At 72.2% G+C, this 22,173-nt stretch carries 23 protein-coding genes; 9 read left to right on the forward strand and 14 right to left on the reverse strand.

Going from position 1 to position 22,173, the window contains the following annotated elements; translation table 11 throughout:
- Positions 1–15: 15 nt before the first annotated feature.
- From AC07EG_RS30485 to AC07EG_RS30495, 3 genes are read right to left on the reverse strand one after another with little or no spacing between them, the layout of a single operon-like run.
- On the reverse strand, positions 16–525 hold the full coding sequence (locus AC07EG_RS30485) for a DinB family protein (RefSeq protein ID WP_478256666.1): 510 nt from the start codon (positions 523–525) through the stop codon (positions 16–18).
- Between the two features lie 10 nt (positions 526–535).
- Positions 536–2,374: an ArnT family glycosyltransferase gene (locus AC07EG_RS30490; protein ID WP_478256667.1), complete on the reverse strand. Its 1,839-nt coding sequence runs from the start codon at positions 2,372–2,374 to the stop codon at positions 536–538.
- Positions 2,371–3,618, reverse strand: a complete 1,248-nt coding sequence (locus AC07EG_RS30495; protein ID WP_478256668.1) for a bifunctional glycosyltransferase family 2/GtrA family protein — start codon at positions 3,616–3,618, stop codon at positions 2,371–2,373. The genes AC07EG_RS30490 and AC07EG_RS30495 overlap by 4 nt, the downstream gene beginning before the upstream one ends.
- Positions 3,619–3,878: 260 nt before the next feature.
- Here AC07EG_RS30495 and AC07EG_RS30500 point away from each other — a divergent pair, with 260 nt between their 5' ends.
- Entirely contained in the window at positions 3,879–4,442 is a 564-nt protein-coding gene (locus AC07EG_RS30500; protein WP_478256669.1) for a hypothetical protein, read from the forward strand.
- A gap of 1 nt (position 4,443) precedes the next feature.
- Here AC07EG_RS30500 and AC07EG_RS30505 read toward each other — a convergent pair whose 3' ends face one another.
- Positions 4,444–4,626, reverse strand: a complete 183-nt coding sequence (locus AC07EG_RS30505; protein ID WP_478256670.1) for a hypothetical protein — start codon at positions 4,624–4,626, stop codon at positions 4,444–4,446.
- Between the two features lie 86 nt (positions 4,627–4,712).
- Complete coding sequence (locus AC07EG_RS30510; protein WP_478256671.1) at positions 4,713–5,207, reverse strand: SRPBCC family protein; 495 nt, start codon at positions 5,205–5,207, stop codon at positions 4,713–4,715.
- Positions 5,208–5,259: 52 nt separating this feature from the next.
- On the opposite strand from AC07EG_RS30510, the gene AC07EG_RS30515 reads away from it, so the two are divergent.
- From AC07EG_RS30515 to AC07EG_RS30525, 3 genes are all read left to right on the forward strand, one after another.
- Positions 5,260–5,637 carry a BlaI/MecI/CopY family transcriptional regulator gene (locus tag AC07EG_RS30515; protein WP_478256672.1) on the forward strand — a complete coding sequence of 126 codons (378 nt, stop codon included), beginning with the start codon at positions 5,260–5,262 and terminating at the stop codon, positions 5,635–5,637.
- Complete coding sequence (locus AC07EG_RS30520) at positions 5,634–6,539, forward strand: M56 family metallopeptidase (RefSeq protein ID WP_478256673.1); 906 nt, start codon at positions 5,634–5,636, stop codon at positions 6,537–6,539. The genes AC07EG_RS30515 and AC07EG_RS30520 overlap by 4 nt, the downstream gene beginning before the upstream one ends.
- Before the next feature lie 77 nt (positions 6,540–6,616).
- On the forward strand, positions 6,617–7,351 hold the full coding sequence (locus AC07EG_RS30525) for an SDR family oxidoreductase (protein WP_478256674.1): 735 nt from the start codon (positions 6,617–6,619) through the stop codon (positions 7,349–7,351).
- Between the two features lie 46 nt (positions 7,352–7,397).
- Here AC07EG_RS30525 and AC07EG_RS30530 read toward each other — a convergent pair whose 3' ends face one another.
- Positions 7,398–7,547 (reverse strand): hypothetical protein, encoded by a 150-nt coding sequence (locus AC07EG_RS30530; RefSeq protein ID WP_478256675.1) that lies wholly within the window; start codon positions 7,545–7,547, stop codon positions 7,398–7,400.
- Positions 7,548–7,898: 351 nt separating this feature from the next.
- The gene (locus AC07EG_RS30535) at positions 7,899–8,063 is read right to left on the reverse strand and encodes a hypothetical protein (RefSeq protein ID WP_478256676.1); all 165 of its coding nucleotides are present in this window, start codon (positions 8,061–8,063) and stop codon (positions 7,899–7,901) included.
- A gap of 220 nt (positions 8,064–8,283) precedes the next feature.
- Here AC07EG_RS30535 and AC07EG_RS30540 point away from each other — a divergent pair, with 220 nt between their 5' ends.
- Positions 8,284–9,306 (forward strand): fatty acid desaturase family protein, encoded by a 1,023-nt coding sequence (locus tag AC07EG_RS30540; protein WP_478256677.1) that lies wholly within the window; start codon positions 8,284–8,286, stop codon positions 9,304–9,306.
- A 69-nt stretch (positions 9,307–9,375) separates the two neighbouring features.
- A complete protein-coding gene (gene recQ, locus AC07EG_RS30545; RefSeq protein ID WP_478256678.1) occupies positions 9,376–11,205 on the forward strand; it encodes a DNA helicase RecQ in 1,830 nt (609 codons plus the stop codon).
- Positions 11,206–11,291: 86 nt separating this feature from the next.
- Here recQ and AC07EG_RS30550 read toward each other — a convergent pair whose 3' ends face one another.
- Complete coding sequence (locus AC07EG_RS30550; RefSeq protein ID WP_478256679.1) at positions 11,292–11,957, reverse strand: fibronectin type III domain-containing protein; 666 nt, start codon at positions 11,955–11,957, stop codon at positions 11,292–11,294.
- Positions 11,958–12,016: 59 nt separating this feature from the next.
- Entirely contained in the window at positions 12,017–12,616 is a 600-nt protein-coding gene (locus tag AC07EG_RS30555; RefSeq protein ID WP_478256680.1) for a hypothetical protein, read from the reverse strand.
- Between the two features lie 114 nt (positions 12,617–12,730).
- Here AC07EG_RS30555 and AC07EG_RS30560 point away from each other — a divergent pair, with 114 nt between their 5' ends.
- Genes AC07EG_RS30560 through AC07EG_RS30570 form a run of 3 tightly spaced genes read left to right on the forward strand, consistent with a single transcriptional unit; the run spans position 12,731 to position 16,709 of the window.
- Positions 12,731–13,294 (forward strand): GNAT family N-acetyltransferase, encoded by a 564-nt coding sequence (locus AC07EG_RS30560; protein ID WP_478256681.1) that lies wholly within the window; start codon positions 12,731–12,733, stop codon positions 13,292–13,294.
- Positions 13,282–14,985 (forward strand): ABC transporter transmembrane domain-containing protein, encoded by a 1,704-nt coding sequence (locus tag AC07EG_RS30565; RefSeq protein WP_478256682.1) that lies wholly within the window; start codon positions 13,282–13,284, stop codon positions 14,983–14,985. The genes AC07EG_RS30560 and AC07EG_RS30565 overlap by 13 nt, the downstream gene beginning before the upstream one ends.
- Positions 14,982–16,709 (forward strand): ABC transporter ATP-binding protein, encoded by a 1,728-nt coding sequence (locus tag AC07EG_RS30570; protein ID WP_478256683.1) that lies wholly within the window; start codon positions 14,982–14,984, stop codon positions 16,707–16,709. The genes AC07EG_RS30565 and AC07EG_RS30570 overlap by 4 nt, the downstream gene beginning before the upstream one ends.
- Positions 16,710–17,087: 378 nt before the next feature.
- Here the strand turns inward: AC07EG_RS30570 and AC07EG_RS30575 are convergent, their stop codons facing one another.
- From AC07EG_RS30575 to AC07EG_RS30595, 5 genes are read right to left on the reverse strand one after another with little or no spacing between them, the layout of a single operon-like run.
- Complete coding sequence (locus tag AC07EG_RS30575; RefSeq protein ID WP_478256684.1) at positions 17,088–18,257, reverse strand: ATP-grasp domain-containing protein; 1,170 nt, start codon at positions 18,255–18,257, stop codon at positions 17,088–17,090.
- Positions 18,254–19,285 carry a pyridoxal-phosphate dependent enzyme gene (locus AC07EG_RS30580; protein ID WP_478256685.1) on the reverse strand — a complete coding sequence of 344 codons (1,032 nt, stop codon included), beginning with the start codon at positions 19,283–19,285 and terminating at the stop codon, positions 18,254–18,256. Before AC07EG_RS30580 ends, AC07EG_RS30575 begins: the two co-directional genes overlap by 4 nt.
- Entirely contained in the window at positions 19,282–20,268 is a 987-nt protein-coding gene (locus AC07EG_RS30585) for an ABC transporter substrate-binding protein (RefSeq protein WP_478256686.1), read from the reverse strand. Before AC07EG_RS30585 ends, AC07EG_RS30580 begins: the two co-directional genes overlap by 4 nt.
- Positions 20,265–21,089, reverse strand: a complete 825-nt coding sequence (locus AC07EG_RS30590) for an ABC transporter ATP-binding protein (protein WP_478256687.1) — start codon at positions 21,087–21,089, stop codon at positions 20,265–20,267. Before AC07EG_RS30590 ends, AC07EG_RS30585 begins: the two co-directional genes overlap by 4 nt.
- A complete protein-coding gene (locus tag AC07EG_RS30595) occupies positions 21,089–22,156 on the reverse strand; it encodes a FecCD family ABC transporter permease (protein WP_478256702.1) in 1,068 nt (355 codons plus the stop codon). The genes AC07EG_RS30590 and AC07EG_RS30595 overlap by 1 nt, the downstream gene beginning before the upstream one ends.
- Positions 22,157–22,173: the final 17 nt, after the last annotated feature.

Here is a 22,173-nt window from a genome sequence, read left to right on the forward strand (position 1 = left end):
GTGGTGGTCAACCAGTCAAGCGCCGACCTCACCGTCGATGGCTTCGCGCAGGAAGTCGGCGTGGCCGTTGTGCCGGGCGTATTCGTGGATCAGGTGCAGCATCACCGTGCGCAGCGAAACGTCCTCGCCCCAGCGGGCGGCGTGCCCGGTCACGTCCAGCGATCCCGCTTCCCGCTCGATGCGGCGGGCGTGCTCGACCTCGGTCCGCCACGCCTCGAACGCCTCCTCACGGGTGGCGTTCGAGGCGTCGTAGGCGGCCTGGAAGTCGAAGTCGGGCGACCACACCAGCGGCAGGTCGGTCTCCTGGTTGATCACCCGCCGGAACCAGTTCCGCTCCACTTCGGCCAGGTGCCGGACCAGGCCGAGCAGCGAGAGCGTCGAAGGCGGGCTCGACTGCCGCCGCAGCTCCTCTGTGGACAGCCCGGCGCACTTCATCTCCAGTGTCGCGCGGTGGAAGTCCAAGTGGGCGCGCAGCGTTTCGCGCTCGGTCCCGCGCATCGGCGGGCTGATCCGTTCGGTCCCCATGGCCCGCATCCTACGGGGTGAGGTCGTACACGGTTTGCCCGCCGACGGTGGTGGCGGTGAAGTTCGCCTGCACCCACCCGGCGATCTCACTGCCGCCCCCACCGGGGCCGAAGCGCATCCCACCACCGCCTTCGCCGACGTAGTAGCCGATCCTGCCCTCCGCCACGTACTGCTGGAACTGCGCCGGCGTCGGCGCCGGGTCACCGCCGTTGAACCCGCCGATCGGCAGCACCGACTTCCCGGTGGCCAGCTGCAGCGGGGCGGCACCCCGCGTGCCGCTGCTCGCCGCGGCCCACTGCTCGGTGCTCGCCTCCAGCAACGCCGCCAGCTCCGCCGACGGGGCCTCGCCCTCCGGCATGCCCATGCCCGTCCCCAGCCCGGTCGACGGCCCGGACACCGGGATCGACCCGTTGTGCGGCACCGCCGCGGTGGCCACGGCGAACACCAGCGTGCCGGTCAGCCCGACGGCCACCGCCGCCACCGCCACCGCGCGCGCCACCCGCCGGAACTCTTGCACGCCGACGGCGATCGCGGTGGCCACCAGGATGCCGAGCACCAGCACGCTCCAGCGGATCGCCGGGTGCCAGGCGGAGATCCGGTCGAGCAGGATGTAGTCCCACACCGCGGTCACCGCGACCATCGCGGAGAGGAACAACCGCGGCGCCAGGTGCGCCCGGCCGCGCCACAGCTCCCGCCCGGCGATGGCGGCCAGCGCGGTGATCGCCGGGGCCAGCGCCACCGCGTAGTACGGGTGCACGGTGCCCTGCATGTAGCTGAACACCAGCGCGGTCACCACCAGCCAGCCACCCCATAGCACCAGCGCGGCCCGCGGGCGATCGGTGCGCGGGCGGCCGCGGGTGAACCACAGCCCGGCGAGCAGGCCGAGCAGCGCGGCGGGCAGCAGCCAGGAGATCTCGGTGCCGAAGCTGTCGCCGAACATGCGGCCGAGGCCGGTCTCCCCGCCGAAACCGACGTTGCCGCCACCGCCGCCGCCCATGCCGCCGCCGTTGCCCGAACCGCCGAAGATGCGGCCGAGACCGTTGTACCCCAGCGCCAGGTCGAGCACGGTGTTGTCGGCGGACCCGCCGATGTACGGCCGGGAGGCGGCAGGCCACAGGTCGGCGACCGCGATGTACCAGCCGGCCGAAACCACCACCGCGACCGCGGCGCCGAGCAGGTGCAGCAGCCGCCTGCCCAGCCCGGCCGGCGCGGCGATCAGGTACACCAGCCCGAACGCGGGCAGCACCAGGAACGCCTGCAGCATCTTGGCCAGGAAGCCGAACCCGATCGCCACCCCGGCGAAGGCCAGCCACTTCGGCGACGCCTGTTCCAGTGCCCGCACCACGCAGTAGGCGCCGAGCACCAGCAGGAAGGTCAGCAGCGCGTCCGGGTTGTTGAACCGGAACATCAGCGCCGCCACCGGGGTCACCGCGAGCGCGGCCCCCGCGAGCAGCCCGGCCACCGGCCCGGACCACCGGCGGACCGCCGCGTGGAGCAACGCCACCGAGCCGACGCCGAGCAGCGCCTGCGGCACCAGCATGCTCCAGCCGGAGAAGCCGAACACGCGTCCGGACAGGCCCATCAGCCACAGCGCGGCGGGTGGTTTGTCCACGGTGATCGTGTTGCCGGGGTCGAGCGAGCCGAAGAACCACGCCGTCCAGTCCATCGAACCGGCCTGCGCGGCCTCGGCGTAGAAGGCGTTCGCCCAGCCGGACGCCCCGAGGTTCCACAGGTAGAGCACGGCGGTGGCCAGCAGCAGCCCCCAGAAGGCGGGGCGGACCCAGCGGGCGGGCGCCGCGGTGTCCGATGTGGGCACCGCGGCGGCGGGAGCGGTCAGGGTGGCGGTCACTGGGACTCCGATCGGTTCCGGCGGGGGTTGAACACCCAGCCGCGCAGCAGCAGGAAGCGCAGCACGGTGGCGGTGAGGTTGGCCAGCACCAGCACGGCCAGCTCGATCGGCTGCGACGGGGTGGTGGCCGAGTGCAGCAGGGCCAGCGAACCGCTGGTCAGGCCGAGGCCGAGCAGGAACACCAGCATGCCTTCGAGGTGGTGCCGCCCGGCCCCGGCGGTCCCGCGCACGCCGAAGGTCAGCCTGCGGTTGGCCGCGGTGTTCGCCACCGCGGTCACCGCCAGCGCGGCGAAGTTCGCCGCCTGCGGGCCGACGCCACCACGCAGCAGCACGAACAGCAGCAGGTAGGCCAGGGTGCTGGCGACCCCGACCGCGGCGAACCGGACCAGCTGGCGGACCAGCCCGCCCGGCACCCCCGGTGCCTCCACCGGCGCCGGGGCGCGGTTGAGCTGGTCGCGCAGCCGGGTGATCGGCAGCGTGCCGGTGGCCAGCGCGCGGGCGAGCCTGGCGATGCCGCGCAGGTCGGCGAGCGCGGTGGCGACGAGGTCCACCCGGCTGTCGGGGTCGTCCACCCAGTCCACCGGGACCTCGTGGATGCGGGCGCCGGCGCGCTGGGCGAGCACCAGCAGTTCGGTGTCGAAGAACCAGCCGGTGTCGGCCACGTGCGGCAGCAGTTCGCGGGCCACGTCGGCGCGGATCGCCTTGAACCCGCACTGGGCGTCGGAGAACCGGGCCGACAGGGTGCCGCGCAGCAGCAGGTTGTAGCAACGCGAGATGATTTCGCGTTTCGCCCCGCGCACCACCCGGGCGCCGCGGGCCAGCCTGCTGCCGATCGCCACGTCGGAGTGGCCGGAGATGAGGGCGGCCACCAGCGGGGACAGGGCGGCCAGGTCGGTGGACAGGTCGACGTCGGTGTAGGCCAGCACCTGCGCGTCGGAGGCCAGCCACACGGTGTGCAGGGCGCGCCCGCGGCCCTTCTGCTCCAGGCGGACCGCGGTCACCTCGGCCAGTTCGCCCGCCAACTCCCCGGCGATCGCCCAGGTGCGGTCGGTGCTGGCGTTGTCGGCGATGGTGATCCGGAACCGGTACGGGAAGCGCAGGCTCAGGTACCGGTGCAGTTGCCGCACGCTCGGGCCGAGGTCGGTTTCTTCGTTGTAGACGGGCACCACGACGTCGAGCACCGGCGCCGGGCCGTCCGTCTCGACCGGCGCGCGCCGGGTGTCCGCGGGCAGAGTCGCTGTCATGCCGACCAAGCTGGGCCCGCGGGCTGGGTACTCCTTGTGCTGGCCCTGTGGACCCCCTGTGAGCCCGCCCGCCGCCCACCACCACCCTCAACCGAGCGCTACGCGCACTCCCCCAATGCCCGCCGCCCACCACCACCCTCAACGGAGCACTGCGCGCTCTGCTCCGAGGGTCCATAGCCACCCCCAAGCCCGGGCACAGCGGACACACAGGGAACCACCCGACCGTGGGACCGAATCGGAACCACGAGGAGTGAACCCAGATGACCGAGCCCGTCGATCCCCAGCCCGCCGAACCCACCCCGGAGTGGGGCGCACCGGCGCCCCGAGCGCGCTGGTCGGGCAAGAAGACCGCGGCCGCGGCAGCGGTCGCGGTCGGCATCGCGGCCACCGGCGGCGTCGCCGTCTACGCCGCCAGCGGCACTTCGGCCAGTGAGCAGGGCGGCCCCGGCGGCGGCATGATGATGGACGGCGGTGGCCCGGTGATCCGCCTGCCCGAGGGGCTGGCCTCCGCGCTGCACGGCGAGTACACCGTCTCCGACGGCAAGGGCGGTTACACCACCGAGGCGATGCAGGCCGGTGAGGTGACCGAGATCAGCGCCACGTCGGCCACGGTGAAGAGCGAGGACGGCTTCACGAAGACCTACACCATCGACGCCGGCACCACGTTCGGCCGCCAGGGCAGCGCCGCCGACATCACCGGCGGGGACACGGTCACCGTCACCGCGACCACCGGGGACGCGGCCACGGCGAAGACCATCTCGGAGCGGACCACGCAGCTGCCGGGCGGCAGGCCCCAGAACGGCCGGCAGCCACCGGGGAACTGAATCAGGCCACGGCACCCGATCGGCGAGGCGGGTTCGCGGACAGGCAAGCGGTGTCCGCGGGCTCGCGCAGCCGATCGAGGATCGCCGCACTGGACAGGCACTCGGCCAACGGTTCCCGGTCGATCTCGGTCCGCCAGGCGCGGAACATCATTTCCAGCGACGCGGCGCCTCGACTCTCGGTCATCGGGTACCTCTCCCAGCTCGGACGAAGCCGGGCGAGGATTACCCACTCCGGCGAGCGGCCAAACGCACGCCAGAGTGAGAGCTGGGTCACAGTTCGGCTTCGGCCGCCAGCGCCCGGTTCATCGCCTCGAACCGCGGCAGCGTGTCGGTCAGCAGTTCGCGGCGCAGCAGCGGCACCAGCACCCCGGTGAACCGCTCGCTGTGCTCGAGGCGCACCCGGCCGGGTCCGAGCGGTTCGAGGCAGAACCGGTGCTCGCCGGTGAACAAGCCGCCGCGGCCCGCCTTGCCGAGCCAGCGCAGCTCCCGGCCGGGGTCGGCGGCCAGCACGTCCGGGGTGAACACCCGCTCACCCTTCGGGCCCCGCATGGTCAGGCGCAGCACCGTGCCCACCTCCGCCTGCCCCTCGGCGGCGACGATGAACGGGTTCCACTCCGGGTACGCGGGCAGGTCGGTCAGCACCTGCCACACCCGGTCGGCGCTCGCGTCGATGTCGATCGAGGTGCGCAGCACCAGCGGGCGCACGTGGGTCCACAGCGCGTAACCGGTGAGGGTGCCGAGGCCGAGCAGGAGCGGCTTGCCCATGTTGCCTCCAGTGCCGTGAGCTGCGGCCGAGCATAGACCTACCATGTGGCGCATGGCGGGAACAGGCGGTTTGGGCGAGTTGGAACGCGCGGTGATGGACGTGCTGTGGGATCGCGGGGACGGCGCCGGGCCGGTGACGGTGCGTGCGGTCGCCGACGCCCTCGCCGAGCGCAACCCGGCCTACACCACCGTGATGACCGTGCTCGACCGGCTCGCGAAGAAGGGTTTCGTGCTCCGCGAGCGCGACGGCCGCGCCTGGGCCTACCGCCCGGCCGCCGGCCGCGACGCCTACGTCGCCCAGCTCATGCTCGACGCCCTCGAACTCACCGGCGACCGCGAAGCGGCACTGACCCACTTCGCCCGTTCGGTGAGCAATCCCGAGGCCGAAGCGCTCAGCCAGGCGCTGGACCGGCACCGGAAGTCCGGATGAGCGCGGTCGCGCACCTGGCCGTGACGCTGGTGCTCTGCCTGCTCACCGTGCCGCTGCTGCTGGGCGCGCGCTGGAGCAGCCAGAGCCCCGGCGCCGCCGTGGTGGCCTGGCAGCTGCTGCTGGCCACCGGGGTGCTGTGCGTGGTCGGCCTGCTCGCCGCGCTGGGCCTGGCGCCCTACGGCCGCCCGATGCTCCCGGCGCTGGGTGAGTTCACCGCCGAGCTGGCCACCGGCCTGCCGCGTGAACTGACCGCGGCGCACCTGGGCTGGCTGGCCGCCGCCGGGGTCACCGCGGTGCTGGTACCGGTCGTGGTGGTGGTGTCCACGGCGGGTGTGCTGCGGGTGCGGCGCCGCCAGCGCGACCTGCTGGCGCTGCTCGGGCGGGCGGACCCGGCCGCGCCGGGTGCCGTGGTGGTGGACCACCCGGCGCCGATGGCCTACTGCGTGCCGGGGCTGCGGCCGCGGATCGTGGTCAGCTCGGGCACGCTGGCCCTGCTGGACGCCGGGCAGCTGGCCGCGGTGCTCGGCCACGAGCGCGCGCACGCCCGCGAGCGGCACGACCTGGTGCTGGTGCCGTTCACCGCGTTGCGCCGGGTGCTGCCGAACTCGCGGTACGCCAGGGAGGTCTCCGCCGCCGTGGCGCTGCTGCTGGAGATGCGCGCCGACGACCGGGCGTGCCGGGCGCACACCCCGGGCTGCCTGCAGGCCGCGCTGCGGCGGTTCCACGAAGGCGGGTTCACCGCCCCCGCCGGCACGCTGGGGCTCGACGGGGACATCGCCGCCCGGCTGGACCGCATCGCCGAACCGCGGCGCCGGCGGCTGCTGCCCGCCCGCTGGTTCGCGCTGGCCGTGACCACGGCACTGGCGTCGACCCCGGTCAGCCTGTTCGTCTGGCCGGGCTGACCGCCGAAACCGGGTGTGCCGCACCCAGGAGAACCGCGTCCTGCCCAGCGGGCTCGAGCGGGCCCAGACTCGGGAACATGAACAGCAAAGCCAACAAGATCGTGTTGATCACCGGAGCGAGCAGCGGAATCGGGCACGCCGCGGCCCAGCGGCTGGCGGCCGAAGGGCACCAGGTGGTGCTGGGAGCCCGCCGAGCCGATCGGCTGGCCGACCTCGCCACGCGCATCCGCGAAGCCGGCGGATCAGCCGAATACCGGGAACTGGACGTCACCGACGCCGACGACTTCCGCGCCTTCGTCGCCTTCGCGCAGGAGCGGTTCGGCCGGATCGACGTGGTGGTGAACAACGCCGGCGTGATGCCGCTGTCCAACCTGGACGCCGGACTGGTCGGCGAGTGGGATCGCATGATCGACGTGAACATCCGCGGTGTGCTGCACGGCATCGCCGCGGCGTTGCCGCTGATGCGGGCGCAGGGGTACGGCCAGTTCGTCAACATCGCCTCGATCGGGGCGCACGAGGTGGTGCCGACCGCGGCCGTCTACTGCGCCACGAAGTACGCGGTGCGCGCGATTTCCGAGGGCCTGCGCCAGGAATCGGGCGGTGACGTGCGGGTGAGCGTGATCTCGCCGGGGGTCACCGAATCGGAGCTGGCTGACAGCATCACCGATCCGGAAGCGGCCGCGGGCATGCGCGAATACCGCAAGATCGCGCTACCGGCCTCCGCCATCGCCGACGCGATCGGCTTCGCCGTCGCACAACCGTCCGAAGTGGACGTCAACGAGATCGTGGTCCGACCGGCGGCGACCAGGTGAGAGAAAAGGGGCCGTGGCGGGCACCGGGCCCGCCACGGCCATGGGGTCACCCGCGGCGGCGGACGGCGTACTGGCGCGGCAGCACGACAGGGGTGGACCTGCCGCGGCCGGGGATCTTGCCCCCGGACCGCGCGGCGCGGCGCTCGCGCCGGTTCGCCGGCGCCGGAGTGACTTCGCTGGTTTGCTGGGCACGCATGAGGAAACCTCCTCGTCCTGGTGGAACGCACGGCACGGAGGCCGGAAAAGACGAGCCGCGAGGGCTACCCGGGAAACGGCACGCGCGGAAGCGGCGCGGCGAAGGGGGTGTCGGATCAGCTCACCCGGCCAAGTTAGCAAGCGCCGCGCGGGCCGCCAACTCATTTGACGCGATGGGTGCGGTTTGCTCGCGTGGGTCAGCGTCGCGGCGGGTCCCCGGACCGGACCGGCCACGAAGCTCCGCCGGCCGCGCCAGTGGGCGACCGATCATCGTGGTCGGTTCCCCGCCGCCTTCGCCCACGAGGTGCCCGCCCAGGCGGGTCAGCTGCGCCTGGGCCGCGGCCGGGTGCGCTCAGGAGGCCAGTTCGCCGGTGTCCTCGCCGGGCACCTCGAACTCGCACACCCGCACCCCGCGGCGGTAGACCACCACCGCCGACTCGGACCGCTCCCCCTCGGGCAGCACCAGCGCGGCGAACGTGCTCTCGCCGCCCATCCTGACGAACTCGTATTCGCGCACGATGCCCTCCTCGTTTCCCCTGCCACCCACTGTGACCAGCGGAACGACCCCGCGACAAGCGAATTTCCGGCAAAGACTTCCACCCGCCGACCATCCACCGGTAACCGCGGCGGGTACAGTCGGAAGTAGTTGAGGGCTTGTCGCACTCCGGTAGCCGAACCGGTTTCGTCTTCGGCGGAGACAACCGGCCCGGACGGGGCCGGGAACGGGAGCGCCGGCCATGCCGACCTCACTCGAACAACAGCACACCCTCGGCGACTACGCGGCGTTGTCGAAGCTGATCCGCAACGCCGGCCTGCTGGAGCGCCGTCGCGCTTACTACGCCGTCAAAATGGGCCTCACGCTGCTGGCGCTGGCCGGGGCGTGGGTGGCCTTCGCGCACATCGGCGACTCCTGGTGGCAGCTGTTCGTGGCCGCCTTCCTGGCGATCGTGTTCGCCCAGCTGGCCTTCATCGGCCACGACGCCGGGCACAAGCAGATCTTCCGCCGCGGCCGCCCGAACAACCTCGTCGGGCGCCTGCACGGCGGGCTGATCGGGATGAGCTACGGCTGGTGGAACAAGGGGCACAACCGCCACCACGCGAACCCGAACCACGAGCACGACGACCCCGACGTCAACATCGACGCCCTCGCCTTCACCGAGAACCAGGCGCGGCTGAAGACCGGCTTCCTGCGCTGGATGGCCAAGCACCAGGCGTACCTGTTCTTCCCGCTGCTCCTGCTGGAGGGCCTGAACCTGCACGTGGCCAGCGCGCGCGCCATCTGGACCGGCGAGGTCCGCTCGCGCAAGATCGACGGCGCACTGCTGGCGCTGCACTTCGCGGTCTACCTCACCGCGGTGTTCCTGGTGCTCTCCCCCGGTATCGCGGTGGTGTTCCTGGTGGTGCACCAGGGGCTGTGGGGCGTGTACATGGGCTGCTCGTTCGCGCCGAACCACAAGGGCATGCCGAACCCCACCGAGGAGGAGTCGCGGGACTTCCTGCGCAAGCAGGTGCTCACCTCGCGCAACGTCCGCGGCGGGTTCTGGGTGGACCTGGCCCTCGGCGGGCTGAACTACCAGATCGAGCACCACCTGTTCCCGCACATGCCGCGGCCGAACCTGCGCCGCGCGCAGCCGATCGTGCGGCAGTTCTGCCTGGACCGGGGCATCCCGTACGCCCAGTGCGGGCTGCTGCGGTCGTACCGGTACGTGCTGGAGCACCTGCACGAGGTCGGCGCCCCGCTGCGCGCCGCCCGCACCTGAGCGGTTTCTGACGGGGTGGGGTGGTAGGCAGGTCGGGTCAGCCCGCCACCGCACCCCTAGGATCGCCCCATGACCGCATCCGGACTCTCCGTGAGCGAACCCGCCGAGGTCCTGCGCCGGATCTTCGGCTACGACTCCTTCCGCGGCCAGCAGCAGGAGATCATCGAGCAGGTCACCGGCGGCGGCGACGCGCTGGTGCTGATGCCGACCGGTGGCGGCAAGTCGCTGTGCTACCAGATCCCGGCGCTGGTCCGCGACGGCGTCGGCGTGGTCATCTCGCCGCTGATCGCGCTGATGCAGGACCAGGTCGACGCGCTGCGGGCGCTCGGCGTGCGCGCGGGCTTCCTCAACTCCACCCAGGACTTCGAGGAACGCAGGCTGGTCGAGGCCGAGTTCGTCGCCGGTGAGCTGGACCTGCTCTACCTCGCCCCGGAGCGGCTGAAGGTCGAGTCCACGGTCAACCTGCTCAACCGCGGCAGGATCTCGCTGTTCGCCATCGACGAGGCGCACTGCGTCGCGCAGTGGGGCCACGACTTCCGGCCCGACTACCTGATGTTGTCGCAGCTGCACGAGCGCTGGCCGGACGTGCCGCGCATCGCGCTGACCGCCACCGCCACCGAGGCCACCCACCAGGAGATCGCCTCCCGGCTCAACCTCGGTGGCGCACGGCACTTCGTGGCCAGCTTCGACCGGCCGAACATCCAGTACCGGATCGTGCCGAAGAACGAGCCGAAGCGGCAGTTGCTGGAGCTGCTGCGCACCGAGCACAACGGTGACGCGGGCATCGTCTACTGCCTGTCCCGCAACTCGGTGGAGAAGACCGCGGAGTTCCTGTCCGCCAACGGTTTCCGCGCGGTGCCGTACCACGCCGGGCTGGACGCGCGCACGCGTGCCGAGAACCAGGCGCGGTTCCTGCGCGAGGAGGGGCTGATCGTGGTCGCCACGATCGCCTTCGGCATGGGCATCGACAAGCCGGACGTGCGCTTCGTCGCCCACCTCGACCTGCCGAAGTCCGTGGAGGGCTACTACCAGGAGACCGGGCGCGCCGGTCGTGACGGCCTGCCGTCCACCGCCTGGCTCGCCTACGGCCTGCAGGACGTGGTGCAGCAGCGCAAGATGATCGACACCTCCGAAGGCGACGACGCGCACCGTCGCCGCCTCGGCTCGCACCTCGACGCGATGCTGGCGCTGTGCGAGACGGTCGAATGCCGCCGGGTGCAGCTGCTCGCCTACTTCGGGCAGAAGAGCGATCCGTGCGGCAACTGCGACACCTGCCTGACCCCGCCGGAATCCTGGGACGGCACGGTGCCCGCGCAGAAGCTGCTGTCCACCGTGTACCGGTTGCAGCACGAGCGGCGCCAGAAGTTCGGTGCCGGGCAGCTGATCGACATCCTGCTCGGCCGCAAGACGGCGAAGGTCATCCAGCACGACCACGATTCGCTGACCGTGTTCGGCATCGGCACCGAACTGGCCGAGGCCGAATGGCGCGGCGTGGTGCGGCAGCTGCTGGCGCAACGCCTGCTCGCCGTCGAAGGTGACTACGGCACGCTGGTCCTGACCGAGGAAAGCGGCGAGGTGCTCGGCCGCCGCCGAGAGGTGCGGTTGCGCCGGGAGCCGGAACGCGTGGCCAAGGCGGCGAAGGTGGCCAAGGCCAAACGGGAACAGGCCGACCTGCCCGCCGAGGCGAAGCCGCTGTTCGACCTGCTGCGCTCGTGGCGTGCCGCTACCGCGAAGGAACAGGGCGTCCCCGCCTACGTCATCTTCCACGACAAGACCCTGCAGGAAATCGCCACCCGGAAACCGACTTCTCTGGAGGAGTTGGGCCAGGTGAGCGGTGTCGGGGAGAACAAACTCGCCAAATACGGCGAGCAAATCCTGGAAGCCCTCCAAACGGCTTGACGCGACAAGCCGCCGACCAACCACACGAGTCTGCCGCGTGACCACGTGTTCAACCGTGGCCACTCGCCACGGCCACCGGAAGGTGGTCAGTCCTCCTGGCCGGTCCGCACATCGGCGCCCGGGGACGGCGGCCCGTAACTGAAGGCCCGCACACGATAGGTCGCCGTCTTCTCCTCGGGCAGGGTGATCAGGCCCGCCGAGGTGACGTTCGGGTCGAGTACGGCGGCCACCCGGTAGTCGCCGGTGGTCCGCAGTTCCAGCAGGTAGCCCTCCTCGTCGGTGGCGTGGTCGGTCCAGGTGAACTGGATGCCGTTGGCGTGCCGCACGATGGCCCGGAAATCAGTGGGCGCGGCGTCACGCACGGAACGCTGCGTGACGCCGTCCTGCGGAGTGCTCACCGGGTTGGCCCAGTCGTGGTTCAGCGCCTGAGCCGCTTCGTCGAACTCACCGGGCGGCAGCACCACCTCGACGGAATCCGACACCGGCCCGGCATAGGACCGCAGGCGGTAGAAGAAGTGGGTGTGCGGAATGAGGTCCGGGTGGGTGTACCGGGTCTGCCCCGGCGGCATGAACTGCAGCACGGTGAACGGACCGCCGGGTTCGGTGGCGAACTCCAGCACCCGGCCCGCGGCACCGGGTTCGGCAGCCGGCCAGTCGAGCACCACGTCGTTGGTGCCGTCCAGCGTGGCCCGTAAACCAGGCGCGCAACCGGCGAGCAGCAACACGGACAGCAGCAGAACAGCTTTGCGCATGAGCAGTCCTCAGCGGGAGGGGCCGCCCCGGCGCCGGGCCGGGACGGCGGTGGACCGGATCACCTGCGCCAGAACTTGATCCCGCTCCAGACCACGGTCGCCGGACCGGCGCCGCTGTTGGTCCGGTAGGCGCCGAACTTGTCGTAGAAGCTGCCGCCGGGGCTGGACACGGTGTGCTTCAGCGACCCGTTGAGGTAAGTCCTGTGGTTGTTCCCCGGCTGGTGGACGGTGTTGACCCGGACCGTGGTGCCCACCGTCGCGCCGGTGGCCACGGTGTCGCCGCCGTGCACGGCGTAGAGCCGGCCACCGCGTTCCACCGCCAGCATGAAGAACGGCCCGGACGGGTCCTGGAAGGTCTGCTTCAGGCTGATCCGGGTGCCACCGAGGCTGCTGATCCGGAAGCTGCCCTCGAACTGGCGGGTGCCGCCGGTGTAGGTGGCGTAGCGGCGTTCGGCCCGCTGGTCACCGCTGCCGGTGGCGCAGGTGAGCGTGAACGTCAGGCCGCTGATCTGACCGCAGCCGCGTTCCTGCTCGTTGAACGAGGGCGAGTACGAGGTCCAGCCGCCGCCGTCGACCTGGGCACTGGCTGCGGGGGCGAGCAGGGTGGACCAGAGCGCGCACAGGATCGCGACGCCCGCCAGGGCGCGTTTTCTCGACATCTCCGACCTTCCATTTCGAACGGGGCGGCGGTTCGGTGGATGTCTGGCGGCCCGGTCAGCGTAACCGAATAAATCGGGGGCGTCACCGCCCGGCGATCGCTAGGTTCGGCAGACATGAACGCGGCGGACACCCACCTGGAAACCGAGCGCCTGGGCCTGCGGCCGATCACCCCGGCCGACGCCGGTCTGATCGTCGACCTGGATTCCGACCCGGCGGTGATGCGTTACCTCACCGGCGGCGCGCCGACCTCGCGCGAGCGAGCGGAGCACGAAGTCCTGCCGCGGATGCTGGAGTACGCGCGACGCTTCCCCGGCTACGGTTTCTTCGCCGCGCACGAGAAGGCGACCGGCGCCTTCGCCGGCTGGTTCCACCTCCGCCCCGACTTCGACGGCCCGGCCGACGAGCCGGAGCTGGGTTACCGCCTGCGCCGGGCCGCCTGGGGCAGGGGGTATGCCACCGAGGGCGCGCTCGCCCTGGTCGAAAAGGCGTTCACCGAACTCGGCGCGAAGCGCGTCTTCGCGGTCACGATGGCGGTCAACACCGGCTCCCGGCGGGTGCTGGAGAAGGCCGGGCTGCGTCACGTGCGCACGTTCTTCGGCGACTGGCCCGAGCCGATCGACGGTTCGGAACACGGTGAGGTCGAATACTCGCTGGACCGGTCCGAATGGCGGAAATAGGCCCCGGCACCCCGGACAGCCGCGGTGCCGTCCGCTACCTCTGGTGGCTGGTGCGCAGCCAGCCGTGGCGGGCGGTGCGCGGCTCGCTCTACGGCAGCGTGTGGATGGTCAGCACGATGCTGCCGCCCTACCTCAGCTCGCGGGCCATCGACAACGGCCTGCGCACCGGCGACTTCGCCACGCTGGCCGCCTGGACCGCGGCGGTGCTGGCGGCCGCGCTGTTCAACGCGCTGGTCGGCCTGCTGCGGCACCGCACGATGACCTTCGTCCGGGTCGACGCCGCGTTGCGCACCGTGCGGGTGGTGGCCCGGCACGTGACCCGGCTCGGCGCGACGCTGCCCAGCCGGGTGTCCGCCGGCGAGGTGGCGCACATCGGCGCGGCCGACATCAGCACCATCTCCACCAGCCTGACGGTGGTCGGCCCCGGGGTGGGGGCGTTGTTCGCCTTCGCCGCGGTGACCGTGCTGCTGCTGGAGGTGTCGCCGTTGCTGGCGCTGGTGGTGCTGATCGGCGTGCCCGCGCTGGCGGTCACCATCGTGCCCCTGCTCAAGCGGCTGCAGCGCAGCGAGGCCGAGTACCGCGAGCGGCAGGGTGAGCTGACCGCGCAGGTCGGTGACATCGTCGGCGGGCTGCGGGTGCTGCGCGGCATCGGCGGCAGCGAGCAGTTCTCCCGCCGGTTCCACGACTCGTCGCGGCTGCTGCGGGAGGACGGGTACCGCGTCGGCGCGGTGACCAGCTGGGTCAAGGCGCTGACCACCGGCATGCCGGTGGTGTTCCTCGCCGTGGTCACCTGGCTGACCGCGCGGATGACCGCCGCCGGGGAGATCTCCATCGGGGAGATGGTCGCCGTCTACGGCTACGTGGCCGCGATGGTGATCCCGATGTTCTTCCTGATCGAGGGCAGCGACCAGGTGACCAGGGGGCTGGTCGCGGCGGGCCGGGTCACCGCGCTGCTGCGGATCGAGCCAGAGGACGCCGGCGGGTGGCGGCCGGGGCCGGACGGCCCGGCGGACCTGGCCGATCCGGAGTCCGGGCTGGTGGTGCCGCCCGGGGTGCTGCTGGCCGTGGTGTCCGCCACGCCCGCCGAGTCGGCCGCGGCGCTCGACCGGCTCGGCCGGTACACCCGATCGGCGGTGACCTGGGGTGAGGTGCCGCTGGCCGAGGTCCGGCTCGACGAGGTCCGCGACCGCATCCTGGTCGCGCGCAACGAGGAGCACCTGTTCGCCGGTTCGGTGCGCGAAGCCGTGGCCACCCGCCCGGAGCACGACGACGCGGCGCTCGCCGCGGCGGTCCACGCCGCGGCCGCCGAGGACGTGGTCGCCGGTCTGCCGGACGGCCTCGATTCACGCCTGGCGGCCCGCGGGGCCAACCTGTCCGGCGGGCAGCAGCAGCGGCTGCGGCTGGCCAGGGCGCTGCTGGCCGATCCGGAGGTGCTGCTGCTGGTCGAGCCGGCGTCCGCGGTGGACGCGCCGACCGAGGCCCTGATCGCCGCCCGGCTGCGGGAGTTCCGCGCCGGGCGGACCACCGTGGTGGCCACCACGTCGCCGTTGCAGGCGGGGCAGGCCGACCTGGTCGCCTTCCTGGCCGATGGCCGCGTCGCCGCCACCGGTACGCACGCGAGCCTGCTGAAGACCGAACCGCGGTACCGCGAGCTGGTCTACCGCGGTGCCGAAGAGGAGGTGGCGCGATGAGCCTGCCGGTGGCCACCGCACCCGAGGTCCGGCGGGCGACCTGGCGGCTGGTCCGCGCCGACCGCCGGGCGGTCCTGCTGGTGCTGCTGCTCAACGGGCTCGCCGCGCTGGCCGGGCTGGCCGCCCCGTGGCTGGTCGGCCGGATCGTGGACCGGGTCGGCGCGGGCACCGCCACGGTGTCCGCGGTGGACTGGATGGCGGCGGCCATCATCGGCTGCGCGGTGGCGCAGGTGCTGCTCACCCGGTTCGCCCGCAACGCCGGGCACCGCTTCGGCGAGCGGACGCTGGCGCGGCTGCGGGAGGAGTTCGTCGACGACACGCTGGCGCTGCCCGCGCCGGTGGTCGAGCGGACCGGCACCGGTGACCTGATGGCCAGGGGTGCCGCGGACGTGTCGACGGTGGGCGTCACCCTGCGCGACGCGGCGCCGACGCTGTTCATCTCCTCGGTGCAGCTGACCTTCGTCTTCGGCGCCCTCTTCCTGCTGGACCCGCTGTTCGGGCTGTGCTCGCTGGTCGGGTTGCCGCTGCTGGTGCTGATCAGCCGCTGGTACCTGCGGCGCGCCAGGACGGCGTACCTGCACGAGGGGCAAACGCTTTCGGAGATGTCCGACAGCCTGGTCGAAACCGCGGAAGGCGCCCGCACGGTCGAGGCGTTCGGGCTGGCGCGGCGCCAGGTCGAGGCGACGGACGCCCGGGTGCGCGTGGCGTACGCGGCGCGGGTGCGGACGCTGTTCCTGCGGTCGGTGCTGTACCCGGTGGTGGATCTGGTCTACGCGCTGCCCGCCGCGGTGATGCTGCTGGCCGGCGGTGTCTTCGTGGCGAACGACCTGGTCACCCTCGGCGCGGCGATCTCGGCGGTGCTCTACGCCTGGCAGCTGACCGAGCCGATGGACTTCCTGCTGGACTGGCTGGACCAGCTGCAGCGCAGCAGCGCGTCGTTCGCGCGGCTGAAGGGCGTCGGCAAGGCGGTGCCGGAGCGGGCACCCACCACCGAGGTCCCCGCCGACGACCGGCTGGTGGTCCGCGACGTGCGGTATTCGTACGGTCCGGGCGGGGATGTGCTGCACGGGGTCGACCTGACCGTGCGCCCCGGCGAACGGCTCGCGCTGGTCGGCCCGTCCGGGGCGGGGAAGTCCACTTTGGGCAGGCTGCTGGCCGGTCTGGCGGCGCCGGGTTCGGGTTCGGTGACCGTGGGCGGGGTGCCGGTGGCGGAGCTGGCGCCGGAGGTGCTGCGGGAGCGGGTGGTGCTGGTTTCCCAGGAGCACCACGTGTTCCTCGGCACCATCCGGGACAACCTGACCATCGCCGCCCCGGACGCCTCGGACGCGCGGCTGCTCGCCGCCCTCGACGTGGTCGACGCGGGCTGGGTGCGCTCGCTCCCGTCCGGTTTGGACACCCGGGACGCACGACTGGACGCGCCGCAGGCGCAGCAGCTGGCGCTGGCGCGGGTGGTGCTGGCGGACCCGCACACCGTCGTCCTGGACGAGGCCACGGCCCTGCTGGACCCGCGCACCGCGCGGAACGTGGAACGCTCGGTCGCCGCGGTGCTCGAGGGGCGCACGGTGGTGGCCATCGCCCACCGCCTCCACACCGCCCACGACGCCGACCGGATCGCCGTGGTGGCCGACGGCCGGATCACCGAACTGGGCACCCACCACACCCTGGTCGACGCCGGTGGCCCCTACTCCACCCTCTGGCACTCCTGGCACGGCGACGCCCCTTGACCCGCTCTGGCTCACCTCCCTGCCCACCGGCAGCCGGGCACCATCACTTACCTCACCGGAGGCCGGGCACAACCCAACCACCCACCCACCCAACCTGCGACCGGACACGTGAAGCGACCACGGGAGCCACCCCACCAGAGGCCGGGCACGTAAGGCGACCACACCCACCCACCCGCCGACCGGCAGCCGGACACGGGAAGCGGCCACAACCACCCACCGCCAACCGGCAGCCGGGCACGGGAAGCGGCCCCGAGCACCCAGTCCCCCCGCCCCACCCCGGTCCACAGCCAGGAACACGGCGGGGAAGCGTTTGTCAAGGCATCTTTCCCGCCTTGACAAACGCTTCCCCGCCGTAGTCACACTGAAAAGCCGGGGTGGTCACTCCATCAGGACCTCGATCCCGCTCGCCGCGCTCGCTGCCCGGTGTCCCGCCAGCTCAGCCGTCTCCCCCTGCACCAGTACCAACCCCGTACACCCCCGCTGGTCACCCACGAACTCCAGCACATCCCCCACAGCAGCCGTCGGGTACCACTCCGGCTCACCCGGGTACTCCCCCAGCGTCTCCAGCCCACCCCACCCGGCCAACCGCCCCGGCCGGTCGGGGTAGACCAAGCTGAACGCCACCCCCGGCCCCCCGGGCAGCACCGCGTCCAGCAACGAAGGCCGCACGCCCAGCGCCATCTCGATCATCGCGGAATAGACGTTCGTGCCCAGTGATCGGCACAGCGCCTCGCCGACCAGGGCACCCCCGATGCGCGCGTTCACCTCGACCAGCTCCGGCCCGCCCACGCCCCAGACGAACTCGACGTGCCCGAACCCCCTCGTGTGCCCGGTGACCGCGAGCACCTCGCAAACCCAATCCCGCAGCAGATCCGTGTCCTTGTCCCCGAAAGCGACCGGGAACGCCGCCGACTCCTCCCGGAACCGGTGGACCGGCGACAGCGAACGGCTCGACACACCCAGCAGCCGCGTCTCCCCAGCCCACGTCAGCGTCTCCGCGCTGTAAACCGGCCCCGCCAGGAACGGTTCCGCGATCAACCGCCCCTTCAGCGGACCAGCCGCCGCCAGCACCGCCCGCAGTTCAGCAGCCGAACGCACCAAAGACACGTCCCGCGAAGACGTCCCCGCCGAATCCTTCACCACCAGCGGAAAACCCGCCAGCTCCGGTACCGCGTCCACGGCGGTGCCCCGGCTCAGCCCGCGGGCGTGCAGCAACTGCCGCACCCGTGCCTTGTCCCGCAACGTGCGCACCGCCTCCACCGGCGGACCGGCCAGACCGAAATCGGCGGCCAGCTGAGCACCCGCGACGGCCCACGTGTCGGTCGAGCCGATCAACCCCGCCAAGTCGGGCACCGCCGCCAGCGCACTGGTGCAAGCGTTTGCGTCGAACGTGTCCACGTCCACCACGCCCACGTCGATCCGGCTCAGCTCATACCGGTAGATCGACCGGTCACCGGTGAGCAACACCAGCCGCTGCCCGGCCGCGGCCGCCGCGTCGGCGAGCCGCCCCAGGCCGAACGACAGCGCCTCCAGCAACACGATGGTCATCCGTGCCCCCGCCGTGCCCAGTCCATCGTGGACCACGGCAGCGCCAGCTCGGCGGGCGAAGCCACCTCCAGCGGGAACAGCAGCTCCGGGTCCAGCGCCTCCTGGTGCCGCGAAAACACCTTGTCGACATACCGGTGCCCGGTGTCCGCGCCGATCACCAGGAACAACCGCCCCGGGTCGGCCCGCGCCTCCCACCGCGCCGCCAGGTACGCCGCCCCCGTGGACAACCCGGCGAACACCGCGTGCGAGCGCAGCAAGCCGACCGCACCCGCCATCGCGTACCGGAAGTCCACCCAGTGCAGCCGGTCGTACAACCGGTGCCGCACGTTGCCGAACGGGATGGCGCTGCCGATCCCGGCGATGATGGCCTCCGGATCGGACAACCGCTCGCTGCCGAACGTCACGCTCCCGAACGGCTGGATCCCGGTCAGCCGCACGTCCGGATCACGCCGCCGCAACACCTCGACCAGCCCGCCGGTGGACGCACCGGTGCCGACCGCGCCGACCACGGTCAGCGGCCCGGCGGGCAGCGAGCGCGTGGCGATCTCGGCCAGTTCGGCGTACCCGGCGTAGTGCACTTCGTCGTGGTACTGCCGCATCCAGTGCATACCGGGCCGTTCGGCGAGCAGTTCGCGCACCCGGCGCACCCGGCGTTCCTGGTCCAGTTGCAGGCTCGCCGACGGCGGCATCTGGTCCACCGTCGCCCCGAGCACCTCCAGCTGCGCGCGGATCGTGGCGTCCACGGTGGTCGACGCGACGATGTGGCAGTGCAGGCCGTAGCGGTGGCAGGCCATCGCCAGCGCGAGCGCGTAGATGCCGCTGGAGGAGTCGATCAGCGTCTGCCCCGGCCGCACCAGGCCGCTGTCCAGCAGGGACCGGACGGCACCGAGCGCGGCGTAGACCTTCATCGTCTCGAAGCGGGCCAGCACCAGGTTCGGGCCGAGGCGGATCAGGCTCGGGTCCTTGATCGCGTCGGTGATGTGCTCGTGCACCCCGGCCAGCACCGGGGTTTCCGGCACGCGCGTCATCGGCCGACCGAGCGCAGGTAGCGGGCCAGGTTCTCGGCCCCGGCGATGTTGCGCGGCCCGCTGACCAGTTCGCCGATCGACATCACGTGGAACCGGTTCTCCCGCACCGCCGGCGAGTTCTTCAAGCCCTCGAAGGACTTCACGAAGTCGATCTTCGCCTGGGCCGGTTGGTCGCCGTAGTCGACCACGACGATCACCTCGGGCTGGGCCCGCACCACCGGTTCCCAGCCGACCGAGCCCCAGCCGTCGGCCAGTTCCCCGAACACGTTGCGCCCGCCCGCCGCGGCGATGAGGTCGGTGGGCGCGGCGTGCTTGCCCGCGGTGTACGGCTGGTCGGTGCCCGAGTCGTAGACGAAGACCCTGGCCGGTTCCACCCCGGCGGGCACCCCCCGGCGGACCGCGTCGAGCCTGCCGCGCAACTGCCGGACCAGTTCGCCGGCCCGCGGTTCGACGTGGAAGATCTTGCCGAGGTTCTCCAGGTCGGCGAACAGCGCTTCGAGCGGGGAGACGTCGGCTCTGGCGGCACCGTAGTCCCAGCAGGTCTCGGTGTGCAGGTAGCTCCGGATGCCGAGCTGGCCGAGCAGGTCCGGGGTGATGCCGCGTTCCTCGCTGAACCCGGAGTTCCAGCCGGCGAACACCCAGTCGGCCTGCGCGTCGACCACGATCTCCCTGGTGATCCGCGCGGTGCCGAGGCGCGGCACCTTCGTGTAGTCGGCCTTGTACTCGGACCCGTCGATGGCCGGATCGGCCACCTCGTTCAGCACGTACCCGCGCATCCGGTCGGCGAGGCCGAGGGCGAACATCTTCTCGGTGCCGCTGATGTCGTAGGACACCGGGCGCTGCGGGGTGGGATAGGTGACCTGCTCCCCGCAGTTGGTCACCGTCGCGGTGGCGGATCCGCCCGCGGGCGCGGGCTCGACGGTGGCACCACACGCCGCCACCAGCGGGAGCAGCGCCAGCAGCGCGACCAGACGGGTTCTCATGCGGTTCGTGTCCTTTCGGGACTTCCGGGACTTCCGGGGTGCTCGGCACTGTGCAGGTCGTAGAGCAGCTGGGTGCGCCCGGTCCGCGGGTGGGCGACCACGCTGGCCCGCACGCCGAACACGTCGTGCACCAGCTCGGGGGTGAGGATCTCCGCCGGGGTGCCGCAGGCGGCCAGTTCCCCGTCGCGCAGCACGGCGATGCGCTGGCACACCGCGGCGGCCAGGTTGAGGTCGTGCAGCGCGACCAGCACGGTCAGCCCGCAGCCGGCCAGGAAGCTCAGCAGTTCCACCTGGTGGCGCACGTCGAGGTGGTTCGTCGGCTCGTCGAGCACCAGCACGCTCGGCTCCTGCACCAGCGCCCTGGCCATCAGCACCCGCTGGCGTTCCCCGCCCGAGAGCGAGAGCACGCTGCGCACCGCCAGGTGGGTGATGTCCATGCGGCGCAGGGCATCGCGGCACAGCTGCCGTTCCCGTGCGGTGAGCCGGGCGTTGCCGCGCTGGTGCGGGGACCGCCCGAGCGCGACGACCTCCTCCACGGTGAAGTCCAGCTCGGCCCGGCTGTCCTGGGTGAGCGCGGCGATCGACCGGGCGCTTTCCGCCAGCGGCACCCCGGCCAGGTCCTCGTCGTTGAGCAGCACCGCGCCGGTGGTCGGCCGCAGCGCCCGGTAGACGCAGCGCAGCGCGGTCGACTTGCCGCTGCCGTTCGGCCCGACCAGGCCGACCACCTCGCCCTCACCGACGTCGAGGTGCAGTTCGCGGACCAGCGCGCGCCCGGCGACCTCGACCGAGACCCCGTGGAGCGAGAGTTTCGCCTGTCCCATCAGCGATCTCCGAACATGTAGCCACGACGGCGCATCAGCACGACGAACACCGGCACCCCGATCAACGCGGTGATCACGCCGAGCGGCAGTTCCTCCGGCGCCACCACCACCCTGGCCAGCACGTCCACCCAGACCAGGAAGATCGCCCCGGCGAGCGGCGCGACGGCCAGCACCCGCCGGTGGCTGGAGCCGACCACGATCCGGACCACGTGCGGCAGCACCAGCCCGACGAACGGGATCGCGCCGCTGACCGCCACCAGCAGCCCGGTCGCCCCGGCGGTGAGCAGGAACAGCCCCCGCCGCAACGCCGCCGCGTCCACCCCGAGGCTGGCCGCGGTCTCGTCGCCGAGCGAGAGGATGTCCAGCGGCCTGCTCTTGCGCAGCAGCAGGACCACGGTGACCGCCACGGCGGCCGCCGCGATCGGCAGCGACTGCCAGCTCGCCGCGCCGAGGCTGCCGAGCAGCCAGAACAACACCGTCTGCGCGGCCTGGCTGTTCGGCGCCAGGAACACGATCATGCTCATCACCGCCTGGAAGGCGTAGGCCAGCGCGACCCCGGTGAGCACCAGCCGGAGCGGGGTGAGCCCGAGCGCGCTGCGGGCGGCGAAGTAGACCAGCACGGTGGCGACCAGCGCGCCGAGGAAGGCCGCCACCGACATGGCGAGCACCCCCAGCGAGGCGAACACCCCGAAGACCACCACGGCGGTCGCCCCGACCGACGCGCCGGAGGAGATGCCGAGCACGAACGGTTCGGCGAGCGCGTTGCGCACCAGCGCCTGCAACGCCACGCCGACCACGGCGAGCCCGGCCCCGACGACCACCGCGAGCAGCACGCGCGGGGTCCGCACGTCCCAGACGATCGAGTAACCGGTCAGCTCGGCCTGGGAGATCCGCCCGCCGGTGAACGCGGCCTGCAGGTAACGCAGCACGTCGTCGAACGGCACCACGGTCGGGCCGAGCGAGATCCCGGCGAGCACGGAAACCAGCAGCACCAGCGAAAGCAGGACGACGGCCCCGGTGAGACCGCCCCGCTTCGGGGCGTCGGGCGCCGTGGGTTCGGCGAGCAGGCGCCAGCGCGGCTCGC

Source organism: Amycolatopsis sp. NPDC045836, from assembly GCF_056431745.1.